12 protein-coding genes and 1 pseudogene are annotated in these 16523 nt (G+C 64.7%); 4 read left to right on the top strand and 9 right to left on the bottom strand.

All coding sequences use genetic code 11. The features are described from left to right. Nucleotides 1-219: 219 nt before the first annotated feature. Nucleotides 220-2124: pseudogene (locus AC5RU9_RS10535) on the bottom strand (sialidase family protein); the annotation flags it as partial. Between the two features lie 160 nt (nt 2125-2284). On the opposite strand from AC5RU9_RS10535, the gene AC5RU9_RS10530 reads away from it, so the two are divergent. After that, nucleotides 2285-3232 carry an NAD(P)-dependent oxidoreductase gene (locus AC5RU9_RS10530; protein WP_494016390.1) on the top strand — a complete coding sequence of 316 codons (948 nt, stop codon included), beginning with the start codon at nt 2285-2287 and terminating at the stop codon, nt 3230-3232. Between the two features lie 69 nt (nt 3233-3301). Here the strand turns inward: AC5RU9_RS10530 and AC5RU9_RS10525 are convergent, their stop codons facing one another. Both AC5RU9_RS10525 and AC5RU9_RS10520 read right to left on the bottom strand, forming a co-directional pair. Then, nucleotides 3302-3592, bottom strand: a complete 291-nt coding sequence (locus AC5RU9_RS10525) for a DUF1540 domain-containing protein (RefSeq protein WP_211713976.1) — start codon at nt 3590-3592, stop codon at nt 3302-3304. A 122-nt stretch (nt 3593-3714) separates the two neighbouring features. Beyond that, nucleotides 3715-3900 carry a hypothetical protein gene (locus tag AC5RU9_RS10520; RefSeq protein ID WP_211713977.1) on the bottom strand — a complete coding sequence of 62 codons (186 nt, stop codon included), beginning with the start codon at nt 3898-3900 and terminating at the stop codon, nt 3715-3717. 352 nt (nt 3901-4252) lie between these two features. Between AC5RU9_RS10520 and purS the strand changes: the two genes are divergently transcribed. The 3 genes from purS to purL are packed head-to-tail and all read left to right on the top strand — an operon-like array spanning nt 4253 to nt 7582. Further along, on the top strand, nt 4253-4504 hold the full coding sequence (gene purS / locus AC5RU9_RS10515) for a phosphoribosylformylglycinamidine synthase subunit PurS (protein ID WP_011773385.1): 252 nt from the start codon (nt 4253-4255) through the stop codon (nt 4502-4504). A 1-nt stretch (nt 4505) separates the two neighbouring features. Then, nucleotides 4506-5276 carry a phosphoribosylformylglycinamidine synthase subunit PurQ gene (purQ, locus tag AC5RU9_RS10510; RefSeq protein WP_494016389.1) on the top strand — a complete coding sequence of 257 codons (771 nt, stop codon included), beginning with the start codon at nt 4506-4508 and terminating at the stop codon, nt 5274-5276. Next, entirely contained in the window at nt 5273-7582 is a 2310-nt protein-coding gene (purL, locus tag AC5RU9_RS10505) for a phosphoribosylformylglycinamidine synthase subunit PurL (RefSeq protein WP_494016388.1), read from the top strand. The genes purQ and purL overlap by 4 nt, the downstream gene beginning before the upstream one ends. Nucleotides 7583-7632: 50 nt before the next feature. Here the strand turns inward: purL and AC5RU9_RS10500 are convergent, their stop codons facing one another. The 6 genes from AC5RU9_RS10500 to AC5RU9_RS10475 all read right to left on the bottom strand — a co-directional run bounded on the left by AC5RU9_RS10500 (nt 7633) and on the right by AC5RU9_RS10475 (nt 16469). Beyond that, entirely contained in the window at nt 7633-9051 is a 1419-nt protein-coding gene (locus AC5RU9_RS10500; RefSeq protein WP_494016387.1) for a putative bifunctional diguanylate cyclase/phosphodiesterase, read from the bottom strand. Beyond that, on the bottom strand, nt 9048-9545 hold the full coding sequence (locus AC5RU9_RS10495) for a hypothetical protein (RefSeq protein WP_494016386.1): 498 nt from the start codon (nt 9543-9545) through the stop codon (nt 9048-9050). Before AC5RU9_RS10495 ends, AC5RU9_RS10500 begins: the two co-directional genes overlap by 4 nt. Then, nucleotides 9542-10720 (bottom strand): GGDEF domain-containing protein, encoded by a 1179-nt coding sequence (locus tag AC5RU9_RS10490; protein ID WP_494016385.1) that lies wholly within the window; start codon nt 10718-10720, stop codon nt 9542-9544. The genes AC5RU9_RS10495 and AC5RU9_RS10490 overlap by 4 nt, the downstream gene beginning before the upstream one ends. Before the next feature lie 121 nt (nt 10721-10841). Beyond that, the gene (locus tag AC5RU9_RS10485) at nt 10842-12800 is read right to left on the bottom strand and encodes a glycosyltransferase family 2 protein (protein WP_494016384.1); all 1959 of its coding nucleotides are present in this window, start codon (nt 12798-12800) and stop codon (nt 10842-10844) included. Next, entirely contained in the window at nt 12800-14488 is a 1689-nt protein-coding gene (locus AC5RU9_RS10480; RefSeq protein ID WP_494016383.1) for an ArnT family glycosyltransferase, read from the bottom strand. Before AC5RU9_RS10480 ends, AC5RU9_RS10485 begins: the two co-directional genes overlap by 1 nt. Further along, nucleotides 14478-16469 (bottom strand): hypothetical protein, encoded by a 1992-nt coding sequence (locus AC5RU9_RS10475; protein ID WP_494016382.1) that lies wholly within the window; start codon nt 16467-16469, stop codon nt 14478-14480. The genes AC5RU9_RS10480 and AC5RU9_RS10475 overlap by 11 nt, the downstream gene beginning before the upstream one ends. Nucleotides 16470-16523: the final 54 nt, after the last annotated feature.

Genomic DNA, 16523 nt, shown 5'->3' with positions numbered 1-16523 from the left:
GAGTTGGTTGAACCTTTGACAGTTCTTGTCAAACACGCGCAACCAGTCGAGTCACAGAGTACCTAGTGATAGGCCAATATGACATACAGCACATTTCAGGAAATTTGTCTTGTCATGCAAAGGGTGATCCGTCACACAACAAACACAACGGACTGCAGGAAATCTCCTGCAGTCCGTTGCGGTCATGCCCGGTCATGCTGCGTCATCAGCGGAGGGCCACGAAGCTCCCGTGAACGGGACTGTTTTGGTGATCGACGGCGTCGCGCTGGCAGTGATGCTGAAGCTCGCCTGCGGTATGAAGTAGCCGCGATCCACGTCGGCTGCCGTGATGATGTGCTTGGCAGTGGTGCAGTTATAGCTCGCGCCCGCGGCCAGGTTGAGGTACCGGCAGTTGGGGGCCGACGGCGGCAGGAAGCCGGAGTCGAATGTCCCGGAAAGGGGTACCGAGTTGGCCGTGACGTTGGCGGTGCTCTTGACGTTGAAGGAGTAGCTGAGCGCTTCACCCACCTGGTACGGGTTGGCGACGACATCGCGGCTTGGCGCCGTTCCGGTGATGGTCAGGCCCACCTGCGGGGCCACGGGCACGGTCGCGGTGAAGGTGAACTGCGAAACCCGGCCATCCGTCGTCGTGAATGCCGCGTTGAGGTTCTGAGGTCCGCTCGCGTTGGCGGGTGCGGTGAGGGCTACGTTGACGGTGGTTGAGGCTCCTGGTTGCAGGGAAGGAACGCTCACCGTGGTGGCCGACCAGCCGCTGGGTGTGTAGACAGTAGCGGTCGCGCCGGACAGGGCGCCTGCTTCCTGGTTGGTGACGGTCACTGGCACCTGCTGGGTGGCACCCGGAGCCAGGGTGACGGCCGGAACGGACAGCGGGGCGCAGGCGTAGTTCAGCCACGCGTCATCGAACTTAGCGAAGGGCATGTTGTCGGTGTAGTTGCCCTCGTAGAGGACTCCGAACGTGCCCGCGGCCATCCGGGTGACAGTGGAGTAGGCAGAGAATCCCGAACGGATGGTGCGGACGCCCGGCCAGGTGGCGCCGTCGTCGCACGAGACGCGGGCGGACACGTTTTCGCGGCCGGTCTTGGAGTTGGCGTTGGTGAAGATCAACTTTTTGGCGTCCGCCGAGCCGGGCGCCGCATCCGGGAACATCCGCGATATGGAGCCGTTGTTGGCGGGGTCCGGGAGCTCAGTGTCCTGCGTGACGGGACCGTACGTCACCCCGCCGTCGGTGGAAATGGCCACCTTGCGGTACCCCTGGTTGGCGTTGTCGCGGGAGTTCAGGAGCACCCGACCGTCGGAGAGTTCAACGGTCTTGTTTTCGTCCATCCGATCGCCGATACTGGCGCCCTTCTTCCAGGTGACCCCATGGTCATCGGAGTAGACAGAGTAGGCCTGGATTTTGTTGGTGCCGTCAGCCTGGCGGACATCACCGGCATACTGCTGGATCAAACGGCCTTTGTACTGGCCGTACTTGAGCTGGATGCCTTCGCCGGACGAGGCAAAGTTGGAACGGACGTCCCCGGCCACGGGGCTTGTCTTGCTGGTTCCGGGTTTGGTGACGTTGGTGATGAGCCGCGGCTGGCTCCACGTGACGCCGCTGTCAGAGGATTCGATAACCGCGGAGGAGATCACTGTCCGGTCGGCGTCGCTGTTTCCGAATTGGCTGCCACCGAAGCCCTGGTCCTTGGAGTACACGAAGAAGGCGAAGACTTTGCCGGTCTCGGCGTCGTAGACGTAGGAGGGGTCGCTGTATCCGTACTTGGGTCCGCTGGCGTCGGCAACATGTCCGGCGGCAATGACCGTGACGGGCCCCCACGTTTGTCCGCCATCGGTGCTGCGGCGTTGCACTATCGAGTTCGGGTTCGGAGCATCCGCGGCCGACCCGGGGCGGCCATCCCACGCGGCAAGCACCACGTTGTTGCCCAGGTACGTCAGGGCGGGGATCCGGTGAAAGAAGTTTGCGGCGGTGCGGTCCGCACCGATGTTGGCCTCCATGAAGGTGCCCGGAGTTGCCGTTGGGTTGGTGGGTGGGATGGGGGCGGCGGTTGCGGGAAGGCCGAGACCGGCCAGGAGGCCCAGACTCAGCGTGCCGGCAACTGCGATACGGGCGAGCGATGGTGATCTCAAATCGAGTGTCCTTTCGAGTGGATGCTACGTGCTACGTCGAACGTCCTACCACCCTATGTGTTGGCGGTCACATTGCCAAGGGTTAAGTGGCGTCCGCTCCGAAGAGGGCAAAGCGGTAGCCTCAAGACCGAACCGTCCCACTCATGAACCTGGAGTTGCCGTGAAGATCCTTGCCCCGGACACCATCGAACTGGACCTCGCCGAACTCACCGGCGCTGGGGACGAGGTAGCCACCTACGCCGTGGACCAACCCATCCCCAGCGGGCACCGTGACGCTGAGGTCCTCATTGTGTGGCGCAACACCCCGGAGAACCTGGCGGACGCGGCCAGTGGAATGCCGAACCTCAAGCTGGTCCAGACCCTGGCTGCCGGGCCCGACTCCGTGCTTGCGGCCGGTTTCGCCGACCATGTGGCCGTCACCTCCGGCCGCTCGCTGCACGATGGCCCCGTCGCCGAGCACGCACTGGCGCTGGTTCTTGCTGCGGTTCGGCGCCTGGACGTCCTGCAGGAAGCCCAACGGAACACCACCTGGAACACTGAGTTCAACGCCGCACAGTCCGATCCCGCGACCGAACAGCTTTACACGCTCGACGGCGCCAAGGTCACCATTTGGGGCTTCGGCTCGATCGCCGGGCGGCTCGCTCCCCTGTTGGCAGCCCTGGGCGCGAAGGTCACCGGCGTGGCCAACTCCAAAGGTGAGCGCTACGGCTTCCCAGTGGTCTCAACCGAGGAACTCCCCCACGTCCTGGGCACCACCGATGTGCTGATCTCCATTCTTCCCGCTACCCCCGACACCGCCGATGCCCTGAATGACGACATCCTCCGGCAGCTCCCGGCCCGGGCTATTTTCGTTAACGTAGGCCGCGGTGCCACTGTCGACGAGGATGCACTGCTGGCCGCCCTGCAGGAAGGAAGGCTCCGCGTGGCCGCCCTCGACGTGACCAAGCAGGAGCCGCTCCCGGCCTGGTCGGAGCTGTGGGCTGCCCCGAACCTGATCATCACCCCGCATGTGGCCGGCAACCGCCCCAAAGGCTCATCCCAGCTGATCTTCACCAATGTCAATGCCGTCAAGGCGGGCGGTCCGCTCACAAACCAGGTTGCCGGCTAAGGACAATTCGGGACAAAGGAAAAGCGGGCCTGCCCTCCGAAGAGGGCAGGCCCGCTTGTCGCGGAACAATCAGGCGTGCTCGTAGGTCAGGCAGTCAGCCGCTTCACGGCCGGGGCCGACCCTGACGTCGTGCGCTTCGCACATGAGGTTGTTGTTGTGGACGCATTCGGAGCGCTGGCAAGCACCCACATGCGCGAGGACCTTGGGAAGGCCGCCCATCGCGTTGGTGTCGATGAACGTTGCACAGGAAGCGTGGTCCTGGGTGCCACCGATGGTGATTCCAAAAGCGGTGCAGCCGTCATGGTTGAAGCCGCAACTACCCACGCTACAGGCGGATACTTCGGCAATGTGTTCGGTCATTGTTCCTCCTGGCTGGATCCTGAATGGTACTGGGGCGAACCCCGCGTGTACCTCCAAGCTACGCCGGAATTCCACGGTTGAACCCGAACCATTAGCGCATTTGTGCGTGCGCTATTACGAGGCTATTTGCGGGGTGTACGCAGTGCTTCGCTGATCTTTGCCCGCGTTTCCTGGTCCAGCGGCGCCGTGAGATGACGCTCCCGCGCCGCCCTGTCGGACAGGATTTTTTGGATGACCATCCGGCCAAGCCCGGCAAAAACGGCCGCGGCCACAACGCCCAGCACCATCGATTTCGGTTTCTCAGCCATGCCGCAATCCTAGTGATGCGGGCCACCCGCGGCCAGCGCCGCCGTCGAACCTTCACACCGGGAAACCTGCGGGCCTTGGCGGGAGCCGCCGTCGGGCCTTCAAATGGGGCATTTCTGCCATGACGGCGGGGTGTCCTCGCGGAAACGGGCTGAATAGGGTATGTGCGCCAGTCCCGGTAGAATAGGTGTGCAAGCTCGCGGAGCGCCCCCATGCCGTTCAAACATTGCAGTTCACAACCGTGTTTAACCCTGTGTTCATCACGCTGTTTGGATGCGGCTGAACGGCGTGAGACGGCATCTCCGCGGCAGCCTTATTTAAGGTTCACCCAACTCACCGCACAGGAGTTACCGGATGCCCCGGATCGTCGTTGACGTCATGCCCAAACCCGAGATTCTGGACCCCCAGGGGAAGGCCATCGTGGGTGCATTGCCCCGCCTCGGCTTCAACAGCTTCAGCGCAGTCCGCCAAGGCAAGCGCTTTGAACTGACCGTCGACGGCGAGGTGACCGACGCTATCCTGGCCCAGGCCCGCGAAGCTGCCGAGACGCTCCTGTCCAACCCGGTGATCGAGGATGTTGTCAACGTCGAGGTCGTTGAGGCCTGATATGACGTCGATCCCCCTGATTGGCGAGGCTGTAGCCGTCGCCGCCGAGCCCAGGCTCGCAGGCGCCAAGGTTGGCGTCGTCACCTTCCCCGGCACCCTTGACGACCGCGACGCCGCCCGTGCAGTACGGCTCGCCGGCGCCACGGCGGTTCCGCTCTGGCACGCCGATTCCGAACTGGGCGACGTTGACGCTGTCATCATCCCTGGCGGATTCTCCTATGGCGACTACCTTCGCGCAGGCGCCATCTCTCGTTTCGCGCCGCTGATGTCAAAGATCATCGATGCAGCCAACTCCGACGCAAAGCTCCCCGTGCTGGGTATTTGCAACGGCTTCCAGATCCTGACCGAGTCGCACCTGCTGCCCGGTTCCATGATCAAGAACGACCACCTGAAGTTCATCTGCCGGGACCAGACGCTGCGCGTCGAAAACGCCAACACCGCCTGGACCGTGGACTACACCGGCGGCCAGGAAATCATCGTGCCGTTGAAGAACCAGGATGGCCAGTACATCGCCGACGAGAAGACCCTGGATGCCCTTGAGGCCGAAGGCCGCGTGGTGTTCCGCTATGTGGGCTTCAACCCGAACGGTTCCCGCCGCGACATCGCCGGCATCTCCAACGCCGCTGGCAACGTGGTGGGCCTCATGCCGCACCCCGAGCACGCCGTGGAGACCGGCTTCGGCCCCGAGTCACTGGATGGCGCTCCCCGCGACACCGACGGACTGGGCTTCTTCACCTCCGTACTGACCAAGATTGTGGGAGGCGCCAAGTGACCACGGAAACCACCAAGAAGTTCAACATCGACACCGTTGAGCACGCTGCCAAGACCCCGGACACGGAACTTCCGTGGGCCGAGCTGGGCTTGAAGCGGAACGAATTCGACGAGATCGTCAAGGTCCTCGGCCGCCGCCCCACCGGCGCGGAACTGGCCATGTACTCCGTCATGTGGAGCGAGCACTGCTCCTACAAGTCCTCCAAGAACCACCTCCGCCAGTTCGGCGAGAAGGTCACCGAGGAAATGAAGAAAGACATGCTGGTGGGCATCGGCGAAAACGCCGGCGTCACCAACCTCGGGGACGGCTGGGCCGTAACGTTCAAGATCGAGTCGCACAACTCGCCGTCGTTCGTTGAGCCGTACCAGGGTGCCGCTACCGGCATCGGCGGCATTGTCCGCGACATCATCTCCATGGGCGCACGCCCGGTTGCCGTGATGGATCCGCTGCGTTTCGGCGCCATCGACCACCCGGACACGGCCCGCGTCATGCACGGTGCAGTTGCCGGCATCGGTGGCTACGGCAACTGCCTGGGCCTGCCGAACATCGGCGGCGAAATGGTCTTCGACTCCGTCTACCAGGGCAACCCGCTGGTCAACGCCCTGGCCGTGGGCGTCATGCGCCACGAGGATATCCGCCTGGCCAACGCGTCCGGCAAGGGCAACAAGGTTGTCCTGTTCGGTGCCCGCACCGGCGGCGACGGCATTGGCGGCGCTTCGGTGCTCGCTTCGGAGTCCTTCGACGACACCAAGCCCTCCAAGCGTCCGGCCGTCCAGGTGGGCGACCCGTTCGCTGAGAAGGTCCTGATCGAATGCTGCCTTGAGCTCTTCAAGGGCTCGCTGGTTGAAGGTATCCAGGACCTCGGCGCCGCAGGCATTTCCTGCGCCACGTCCGAGCTCGCCTCCAACGGTGACGGCGGCATGGAGGTCGAACTGACCTCCGTCCTGCTGCGCGATCCCACGCTGACCCCGGGCGAGATCCTCATGTCCGAGTCGCAGGAACGCATGATGGCCGTGGTCACCCCTGAGAACATCGCTGCTTTCGAAGCCGTGATGGACAAGTGGGCCGTGGAATACTCCTGGCTGGGTGAAGTGACCGACACTGGTCGCCTCATCATCACTTGGGAGGGCGAAGTAATCGTCGACGTCGATCCCCGCACCGTTGCGCACGACGGCCCGGTCTACGACCGTCCGTTCGCCCGCCCGGAGTGGCAGGACTCGGTCCAGGCCAACACGTTCACCGGTTCCGTCGAAGACGCTGGCCGTCCGTCGGCTCCGTCCGAGCTGGCTGCGGCGGTCACCGAGCTGGTGGCATCGCCGAACATGTGCAGCAAGTCCTGGATCACCAACCAGTACGACCGCTACGTTGGCGGCAACACCGCCATGGCGTTCCCTGACGACGCCGGCGTGGTCCGCGTCGACGAGAAGACCGGCCTGGGCGTTGCCCTGGCCACCGACGCCAACGGCCGCTACACCTACTTGGAGCCGTACCAGGGTGCGCAGCTGGCACTGGCTGAGGCCTACCGCAACGTCGCCACCTCCGGCGCCGTTCCGATGGCCGTCAGTGACTGCCTGAACTTTGGTTCCCCCGAGGACCCGGACGTCATGTGGCAGCTCGCCGAAGCCATCCGTGGCCTCTCCGATGCCTGCATGGAGCTCGGCATCCCGGTGACGGGCGGCAACGTCTCCCTGTACAACCAGACCGGCACCACGCCCATCCATCCCTCCCCCGTGGTGGCAGTCCTGGGCAAGCTCGACGACGTCGCACGCCGCACGCCGTCAGGCTGGCGCGAGGACGGCCAGGCCATCTACCTGCTGGGCACCACCGCAGCGGAGCTGGACGGTTCGGAATGGTCCAACCTGCGCGGACACCTCGGTGGCTTGCCGCCTAAGGTCGATCTTGCGGCCGAGCGTGAATTGGGCCAGATCCTGATCAACGCCTCCCGCGACGGCATGGTTGACGCCGCCCACGACCTCTCCGAGGGTGGCCTCGCGGCTGCCTTGGTTGAGTCCTCGCTGCGCTACGGCGTTGGCGCCCGCATTGCCCTTGAGGAACTCATGGAACGTGACGGCGTGGACCTGTTCACGGCCCTCTTCTCCGAATCCCAGGCCCGCGCGATCGTTTCGGTGCCGCGTTCGGAGGAAGTTCGCTTCAAGGACATGTGCACGGCCCGCGGCTTCGCCCACATCCGGATCGGCGTTGTTGACGCTGCCGGTGGAAAGCTGGAAATCAACGGCGTGGACGAGCTCTCCCTGGACGCCCTCAGCGAAGCGCACGAAGGTACGCTGCCGAAGTACTTCGGCTAAGCGTCACACGGAAAAACGCGGGACCACGGACGTGGTCCCGCGTTTTTCGTTTAAGCCGGCCACGTTTGCTGCGAGGCCAACTGCGCGGTGAACTCCGCCTCTGGCAACGGCCTGCCGAAGTAGTAGCCTTGGCCGCTGGTGCAGCCAATGCTTCGAAGGGCTTCAGCCTGCTCCGCCGTTTCGATTCCCTCCCAGATGCCATCGAGGCCGCAGGAGCGGATGACCTGCTGGATGGCGGCGAGGAAGCCGAGCTGCGCGGAATCCTTGCCGAGATCCTTCACGAATTGCCGGTCCACTTTCACGCGGTCTACGGGGAGCTTCCGGAGGTAGCCCATGGACGAATAGCCCGCACCGAAGTCGTCGATTTCCAGCCCCACGCCCAGCCTCTGCAGACTGGCCAGGGTGTAGCGGTCCAGCTCGTTGTTGTGGATGATGGCGCTTTCGGTTAACTCCAGCACCAGGGATTCCGGCGCCAGGGACTCCTCGGCGAGGGCCTCGCTGACGTCGTCCACGAATTCCAGGCTCTGCAGGTCCGCGGCGGAGACGTTGATCCGCATGGAGAAGTCATGTTGTGCGGTTGCAGGATTGACCCTCCACTCGCGCAACTGCCGCACGGCCGTCCGGAGGACCCACCGGCCCAACTCCGCGATGAGGCCCGTGGCTTCGGCAACCGGGATGAACTGGTCCGGCATGATGAGGCCGTGCACGGGGTGGTTCCAGCGGACCAGTGCCTCGGATCCCTCGATCCGTCCCGTGGCAAGCTCCACGATGGGCTGGTAATACAGGACCAGCTGGTCCGAACGGATGGCGTCGCGGAGTTCTCCCACGATCTGGCGTTGAAGCTGCCTGGCATGCAACGTTCCGGGGTCGAACACTTTGAGCTTGTTCCGGCCCTCGCTTTTCGATTCCTCCATGGCCAGGTCGGCTTCCTGGAGGAGGTCCTCGGCGCTGTGGTGCGGTTCGGCGATCCTCAGGCCCATGCTCGCCCCGCATCGGACCGAATTGTTTCCCAGGTCGATGTTTGGTTCCAGCGCGGCAAGGATGCGGTTTCCGACGGCGGTGGCCCGGGTTTGCGGGGTGGCCGGCAACAGCACCGCGAACTCGTCGCCACCCAGGCGGGTGACGACGTCGTTATCCCGGACGGCCGACCGGATGCGCATGGCGACCGTCACCAGGATCTGGTCCGCGGCGGCATGGCCGGCGGAGTTCTTCAGTGCCTTGAAGCCGTCCAGGTTCAGGAGGAGCAGCGCCGGCGGGGCGGCGCCTTGGGCCATCGCGTCCTGAGCGTCGATGTAGGCGTTGATCAGCGCCATGCGGTTGCCCAGCCCTGTCAGGGCATCGGTCAGGGTGTCCCGGTGCTGTTCGTAGCGTGCCTGGTGCAGTTCCTCCATCAGGGCCTGGATGTGCCGTTCCAGCCTTCCGATCCTGGGGTCGAGGTCTGCTGGAGAGCCGGACGCAGTGCTGGTCACGACTCTTCCAGGCGGCGCAACGTGGAGTCGGCTACGGCTTGGGGTTTGGAAACGGGGTTCCTCCGCTCGTCCAGGAAAAGCCGGTAGGAGGCGATGTCCAAACGGCCATCCGGTTCAACCTTGTTCCCGGCCCGGTACACGTGGGTGATCCAGGACCCGCCGAGGATGGCCTCGATCCAGGCGTCACATTCGGCCAGCGGCAGGTGGACGCGGGTGCCTGTATTCCGGCGGTGCCCGGCGATGGACACCGTGATGCAACTGCCCAGCAGGCCCTTATCCGCCGTGAACCAGGCGAGTCCTTCGACGTCGGCCACTATGGTCAGGTTGGCATTTCCGTCCTCGACCGACTGGACCGGACTCATCCTTACTGAGCGGCGGCTGGCGTTCAGGGACGGGAGTGGTCCGCCTTGGTACGGTGCGCTGGTGATGTCCTGCCTGAAAGCTGACAACTCGTGGTTGTGTTGGATCTGGATCCTGGTGGTGAGCTCATTCATGATCGTGCCTCGTCCGCGATAACGGCCGCCTCGAGGCGGTCTGCTCCAACAATCCGGTTTCTTCCTTGTGCTTTGGCGCTGTAAAGGGCCGCATCCGCCACCTCGATCATGAAGGCGAGGTCCGCCGCAGCACGGGGACTGGACGTTACGCCGTAGCTGATCGTGGGAAACGTGACACCTTCCGGCACGGCCGTCGCAGCCATGCGGCGGCTGATTTCGCCGGCGATGCTCTCGGCCCGTTCCTGCGTGGCCCCCGGGAGGAAGAGGATGAACTCCTCGCCACCGTAACGGGCTATGAGGTCGGTGGACCTGGCAGAGGCAGTACACGCCGCGGCGAAGGCTTTGAGGGCGGCGTCCCCGGTGCCGTGTCCATACTCGTCGTTGACGGCTTTGAAATGGTCCAGGTCCGCCAGGACAATCGCGACGCCGGACTCCGTGGCCCGCAGGCGGTTGAGTTCGCCAGTGGCAAGGTCCAGGAAGGTTCCCCGGTTCAGCAGGCCTGTCAGGTGGTCCCGGGCGGCCCGTTCCTTGAGCCCCTTGATGAGCTGGTCGCTGGTCAGGGCCGTCATGCTGAAGGACACTGTGACCAGCAGGACCATGGACACCAGCCCGGATGGTGCGGGCCCGAAGTATGTGCGGAAAGTAGCGCTGGTGGGACCTTCCGTGGCGTAGACGACCCAACGGCCCAGGTAGTAGAGGGCCAGAAGGCCCGACGCCAGGGAGAGTGCCTTGTGCACTTGGGAATGGGAGGCCTTGATGAACCAGAGATCCTTGGCGGCCAGCGCAATGCCAACCGTCATCATGGCCAGGTAAACGAAGCCCCCGGACCACACGTTGGTTCCGGGGCCCTCCAGAACGGAAGCAACAGCCGTGATGCCGGGGCCCACCGCCAACTGCCAAGGCGTTGTTTTGAGGTCCCGCAACGACCTCGCACCGGCCCAGACGCTGAACGCGCCGGCCACCACCAGGACGTTGCCCACCGGGTTGGCCCATTGCTGATGGGTGGTGCCGTTGAGGAGGAACGCAGCGTTGCCCACCATGAATTCCAGCAGTGCAAGGCTCCACCAGCCTGCGTAGGGTGAGCGGGTGCGTTGGAAGGAAGCGCAGAAAAGAACGAAGAGCGTCACCGTGACCACGCCCAAGGCAACCCGTACAGAGAATGCATCGAGAACCATGGCCCAACCCCCTCAGCTGGTGATGCTTCGGCCTTTGAGCCCAGTGTGGTGCTGCTCGCTCAACCCCACTGCGGCATTTCCTCAAGATTGACTCAAGATCCCTTACTTCGAGGAGAATATCTCACCCGGCCCAGTGGCCGTCGTCGTGGTATTCGGCTTCCAACCCATGTGGCGTCTTCTCCCATTTGTGGGGGCTCGTCAGCATCTGCCACGCGGCCCGCCAGGCCGCAACCGAGTGCAGCACCCAGTAGAAGGGGTTGAGCAACGCGAAAATGGCGATCCGCCAGCCATGGCGCCGCAGTGTGGCAACACCGGAGACGACGATCATCATGGCGTTGCCGAACAGCATGGACACCACACCTCCCACCAGCAGCCATTGAGGCAGGACCAATCCGACGATGTCGTAGCCGATGTACGTGACCACCGTGAACCCGACCACCAACGGGTAGGCGAGGAACGCCAACGGTGTTCCCAGGATCAGGCCGAGGAAGCCGATGGTGCCCGCGATCCCGGTGCTCCGGATGTAGCGCAGCGAGTTCCGGGTGTTGACCGCGGAGGTCACCATGTAGCCCTTGATCCACCGGGTGCGTTGCTTGATCCATGCGGGGACTTGCGAGCAGGCCTCCTCCCAGGTGGTGGAGTCGATGACGCCTACCCGGTATCCCTCCACTGCGGCCCGGAGGCCCAGGTCCGCGTCTTCCGTGACGTTCCATGGGTCCCACGCGCCGACTTCCTTGAGCAAGGACGTGACGAAGTGGTTGGAGGTGCCGCCCAACGGCAGGGGAATCCCGGAGTTGTCCAGGCCGGGAAGCATGGAGTCGAACCAGTGGGTGTATTCGATGGTGAACATGCGGGTGAGGACGTTTTGGTCTGCGTTGAAATAGTTCAGGGCTGCCTGGACGCAGATGAGTGGTTTGCGGTTCGGGTTGAGGTGTTGCCGCTCGAACTCGTCCTGCTTGAACGCAGCGATGGATGCCCGCAACTGGCCGGGGTCCGGGCGGTCTTCGGCGTCGTAGATCACCACGTACTCCCCGCGGGCGAAGGTCAGCCCGTAGTTGCACGCGCGGGGCTTGGTTTGCGGGTCGCCCTTGGGAACGATGAGGATTCGCACGTACTCCGGCGGCCTGGAAGCTTTTGCGGCGGCAATGGTCTCGGCGTCGTCCTCCTCCAGGAGCACAAGGACGTCAAGCTTGGAGCGCGGGTAGTCCAGCTGCCCAAGGTTGGTCAGCAGTTTGTCGATGATATTGGCCTCGCGGAACACCGGAACCAGGATGGTGTAGACGGGGAGCTCCGCGTCGGGAACCCGTTCTTCCGCGAGGGGTGGGAGGCCGCGACTGGCCCGTTCCCTGTTCCTGGCCTTGGCGACTGCGGCCTCGTGCAAGCTGTCGAAGGGTCGGCGGAGGCTCGCGAGGGACTTGAAGCCGATGCTGACCAGGAACACGATGTTGGCCGCAGCAAGCAGCACGATGACGGCGGTCAGCGGCGACACCACAAACGCGGCCACGATGCCTGCCACGAGGACCACCGGCAGGTAGCGCTGCCAGCGCGTCAGGGCCGTGCGCGCAGACTCCCCCGGACGTTCTTCGGCAAGGCGTTCGGCCGATTCGTAGAGGAGGTGGCGGCGGAAGGACCGCTGGATGGATTGGTTGATGTCCCAGTCGGTGGTGGTGCGGAACTCGACGTCGCTGGCCCCGAACGTCAGGGCCGCTTCATGGGCAATGGCGGCCGTGGGTGCTACAGCGGTGGCGACGGTGAGGACATCGCCTTCCATCCGCCACGGCAGCCAGAACGGCTCACCGAGCTCGCTGTAACCGAGCATCTCCATGAGTGCGTCGTCGGCAGGTTCAGCCACCAGGTCAACCAAGGGAGCCTGCCACTGCTCGGCCAGCACTTCATAAATCCGACGACGGTCCAGCCCCGCCTCCAGGATCAGGTGCCGGCCCAGCAGTCCGCCTTCACTTGCGGCACGGTCCAGTGCCCGCTGGAGCTGCCCGGGGGTGACCAGCCCGGCCTCGAGCAGGGTCTGGCCGATCGACTTCCGGTTGAGCTGAGCGTCCGCTACGTGGGAAGGAGGTGTCATCAGTCTGAGGACCTTTCATAGATCCGGTGTGTTGGCGTGGAGAAAGCGATCGAGTAGCGGACGTTGAAACCGGGGTCCTTCACCATCGCCTGGTACACCAGGTCGGTGGGGCCGGAGTCGCGGGCGCCCGAGCCTGCCTCCACGTTGACGAAGACCCACTTGGCGTATTTCGCGGGATCTTCCAGGGCCGGGCCAAAGTAGTCGCCGGATGCGCGGTTGTAGATCTCCTTGAGCGGGATACCCATGACAGGGAGGACCGCATTGCCGCGGGCGCTTTCATCCATGAGGATCCCGCCTGACTCGTAATGCTCGTTGAGCCAGCGGGCCGCAGCGGTTGAATGCGTGGTGGATTCTGCGGACATCCGGCCTTCTGCCAGGACGGCAAGGCGCGCGGTGGGGTCCTCATGCCACCACATGTTTTGCGCCACGAGTCCTGCCAGCAAAGCGCCGATGAGCCAGGGCTTGAACCGCCGGGTCCGCGTGATTTCCTGGACGAACACGGCAACGAGGATAGCTACCAGCGGCAGGGCGGTCAGTGCAAAGCGGTTGTTCCACCACGTGGACGGCAGCGAATGGTCGTTGTTGATGGCGGTCTGGCCCAGAAACAGGCTCAGCAGCGCAAATGCATAAGCACTGCCGGTCACCGCCACCAGCAGGGTGCTGTTCGCGAAGCCCCTCCTGAAGACAAGCACGACGGCGCCGCATGCCGCCAGAGCGAGGACGAGGACGCCTGCTGTCTCCAGCAACGACCAATGGAAAGTAGTCAGCGTGAGCCCCAAGTTGCCCTTGGTGGGCAACAGTCCGCCGTCGGTGATGTTTTTCTGCTGCGCGTAGGCGGAGTATTGCCCGAACATGAACTCCAGCGGGTTGCCGTAGATGGCCCAGTTGTAGGAGATCCACCACAGCACGGCGGCTGCCGGAATCATCACGTACCCGCCGGCCATAGTGAGTGCTTCGCGCCAGGAGCCCGTGCGGCGCTTGGCGACGATGAGCACGAACAGGGTCCCGGTCATCACCAGCGCCCAGCCTTCGTACCTCGACAGCACGGCGGCGGCTGACGGGATGCCGGCGAAGACAGCCAGTTCGCCGGCGCTCATGCGACGTCGGCTGGTTGCCCAGTGCGCCAGGCCTGCCATGCCGCCGACGATGCACATGATCAGCACGGGCTCGGTGAGCGCGGTGGTGTAGACGTAGAGGACCGCGGGGTTGGCCAGGACAACCAGCGTGGTGGCGAGCCGACCGGCCCGGCCCAACCCCAGGCGGGCTGCGATCAGGTACAGGCCGGTGGTGGTGGCGGACAACGCCAGGATTCCCAGGAGCCCGGCCGCCCAGCCAGTGCTGAACAACCACATGTTCAGCACGAACGGCGCCAGCAGCAGATGCGGCATGGGCAACCAAACAGTTCCCAGCTGCTCGAAGCCCGGGGCCTTGCTGTCGAAGATCCGGCGCGCGATGGTCAGGTGGCTCTGGGCGTCGGAGTAGTCCAGGTTGGTGCCGTGCCCGATCGTGTACAGGCAAGCGAGGTAGCCAACCACGGCGGACAGGACGGCAACGATCCTGGTGCCCGGAACCTTGCGGCCGGCAACCGGGGCGCCGAGCCGTTCCCATGCCCGGGCCAGCAACCCCAAGGCCGCAGGTACTGCCGCCTTGCGGTGCCCGGCACGGCGCGTGGCGAGGCTAGTTGCCATGACCCGGTTCGGAAGATTTCAGCTCAGCGTCCACGTAGGCCTGCGCTTCCTTGGCGCGGCGCCGCATAAGCACGGTGCGCAGCGCAAACGCGAGGCCGAGGACCAGCACGGCCCCGCCAATCCACCAGGCGTAGGGACGGTAGTCATCGGTGACGGCCTTCTGCGGAACAACCACGTTGCTCTCCAACAGCACCGGCGTACCGGAGGGTTGCGTCACCAGGAGGTTGCGGGACAGGGAACCCCAACCGCCTTCTACCCCGCCCACATGCGCGGCCAGCGAGCCTTGGAGCGTGGCGGCTGCCGCGACGTCACCTTCGGGGGCCCACGCACCCAGCAGGAGCAGGTTCCGGCCGCCCTGTTCAAAGGCTTCCAACACGCCATACGGCGCCGATACGCCCACGCCATATTCGACGTCGTCAGGTGAGATAGTGCGGAACTCCGCCAAGCGCAGGGGTGCCGAGAGCTTGTTGGCCACCTCTGCCGTGGCACCCACCACCAGGCCGGACTCGCTCGAATCGGCCAGCGAATCGATACCCACAACCCGGGTGTCCAGGAGCGTGGCGCTGTCCCGCTGGAGCGCAGCGACCAAGGTGGCCGCGTTGACGGTGTTTGCCTGGGCGTTCATGTCGCCGAAGGCCACTGGGACGCTCTGGCCCAGAACCTGCGGGAAGCGCGCGAAGCCAGCTTCGGTGGAGTCGCCGCGAACAGCGGTCACGGTGCTGCCCGCCGTATCCAGTGTGACTTCCATGGGCATGACGCCCGCCGGTCCGGAGCAGTCACCGCCGGCGGGGAGGGCGGCCAACCGGATACGCAGGCCGTTCTTCGCCTGAAGCTGCCCGGCTGGAACCTCAGCGTCCACGCTGAAGGTGTCGCCGCCGTCGAGGTTCCTGGAACTCAGCAGGTAATCGTTCCAGAAGACGGAAAGCTGCGCCTGGGCGTTATCCGGCACGGCCGTATGTGTTCCTTTGAGCTGGACCTTCACCGAGGAGACAGGGCCGCCGAACTGTGATTGCGAAACACCAACATACGATTCCGGCGTGCCATATCCCGAGAGCTTGAGCGTGGTGCTGCCGAGGTCCTTGATGCTCTGGGTCAGGCCCTGCGCGGCGGGCAGCGCAGAGGTCAGGCCGGTCACCGAAGGCGTTACCGCGAGCGCTGTCTTGTCGCTGGCCAGGGCCCGGGCAGCGGTGCGGAGTTCTTCGTCGTGGCCGGTAAGGATGAGCTGCGGCAGTCCGGTGGCGGTGGCAAGCTTGGTGCCCACCTCGCCCGGGTCGGCGACGACGCTGAGTATCCGGCTGCCCGCTGGCAGGTTTGCCACGCGTGCCGCAAGTTCACTTTCGGGAACCACCGCAACGGCGGCGTCCGGGTAGCGGTGCGACATGGCGGCCGAGACAGTCATGATGGCCGCGGACACATCGGCGCCCGGATCGGCGGGGACGGGAAGCACGACGGCGGGAACGGACGCCGGGAAGAACTCCCCTACCGTCGTGGGTGCTTTGGCGGTCCCGCTGAAGTCGACCACCATGTTGTTCAGGGTCGCCGTGGCGTTGGAGAGGACACACATGGTCTGGGTTGCAGGGACGAACTGCAGGCCCACTGTCAGTTGTTGGTCCAGCACGTCGGCGCTGCTGACGGCCGCGTCGAGGGGGATGCTGGCAGCAGCGCCGGCTTCGAGCACTACCCGCCCGTTGACCGTTGCCCGGACCGTGCCCTCCGGCTTCCCGGACACCACGATTGTTCCCTTGATCCGAGTGGGCTCCAGGCCCGCCGTCACCGGCACCACCAGCATCTGCTCCGTCTGCCCGGCAAGGGCCGAAACGCTGGACGATGCCCGCAGGGTGGATCCCTGGGAGGGCGCAGCGACGGCCGACGGAATGGCGGCGACGAACAGTGCCAAAGAGGCAACACAGGCCAGGGTCACGGCCGCGGCTCGGGAACGGGTTTGGGGTCTGGTTCGGATTCGGGCAGGGGTTAAGGGCACGATGTCAGTCCTGGTAACTAGCAGCGAATGAGTCCGTCAGCCTTTTGGGCCAAC

The sequence above is a fragment of the Arthrobacter sp. B0316-5-4 genome (genome assembly GCF_059090325.1).
Note: the sequence above shows the minus strand (reverse complement) of the source record. Positions and strands in the feature narration are given on the sequence as shown.

Excerpts from the sequence above, each read along its gene's own strand:
- AC5RU9_RS10525 (WP_211713976.1), bottom strand. The coding sequence starts at position 3,592 with ATGACCGAACACATTGCCGAAGTATCCGCCTGTAGCGTGGGTAGTTGC.
- AC5RU9_RS10520 (WP_211713977.1), bottom strand. The coding sequence starts at position 3,900 with ATGGCTGAGAAACCGAAATCGATGGTGCTGGGCGTTGTGGCCGCGGCC.
- purS (WP_011773385.1), top strand. The coding sequence starts at position 4,253 with ATGCCCCGGATCGTCGTTGACGTCATGCCCAAACCCGAGATTCTGGAC.
- purQ (WP_494016389.1), top strand. The coding sequence starts at position 4,506 with ATGACGTCGATCCCCCTGATTGGCGAGGCTGTAGCCGTCGCCGCCGAG.
- AC5RU9_RS10495 (WP_494016386.1), bottom strand. The coding sequence starts at position 9,545 with ATGAATGAGCTCACCACCAGGATCCAGATCCAACACAACCACGAGTTG.
- AC5RU9_RS10490 (WP_494016385.1), bottom strand. The coding sequence starts at position 10,720 with ATGGTTCTCGATGCATTCTCTGTACGGGTTGCCTTGGGCGTGGTCACG.
- AC5RU9_RS10485 (WP_494016384.1), bottom strand. The coding sequence starts at position 12,800 with ATGACACCTCCTTCCCACGTAGCGGACGCTCAGCTCAACCGGAAGTCG.
- AC5RU9_RS10480 (WP_494016383.1), bottom strand. The coding sequence starts at position 14,488 with ATGGCAACTAGCCTCGCCACGCGCCGTGCCGGGCACCGCAAGGCGGCA.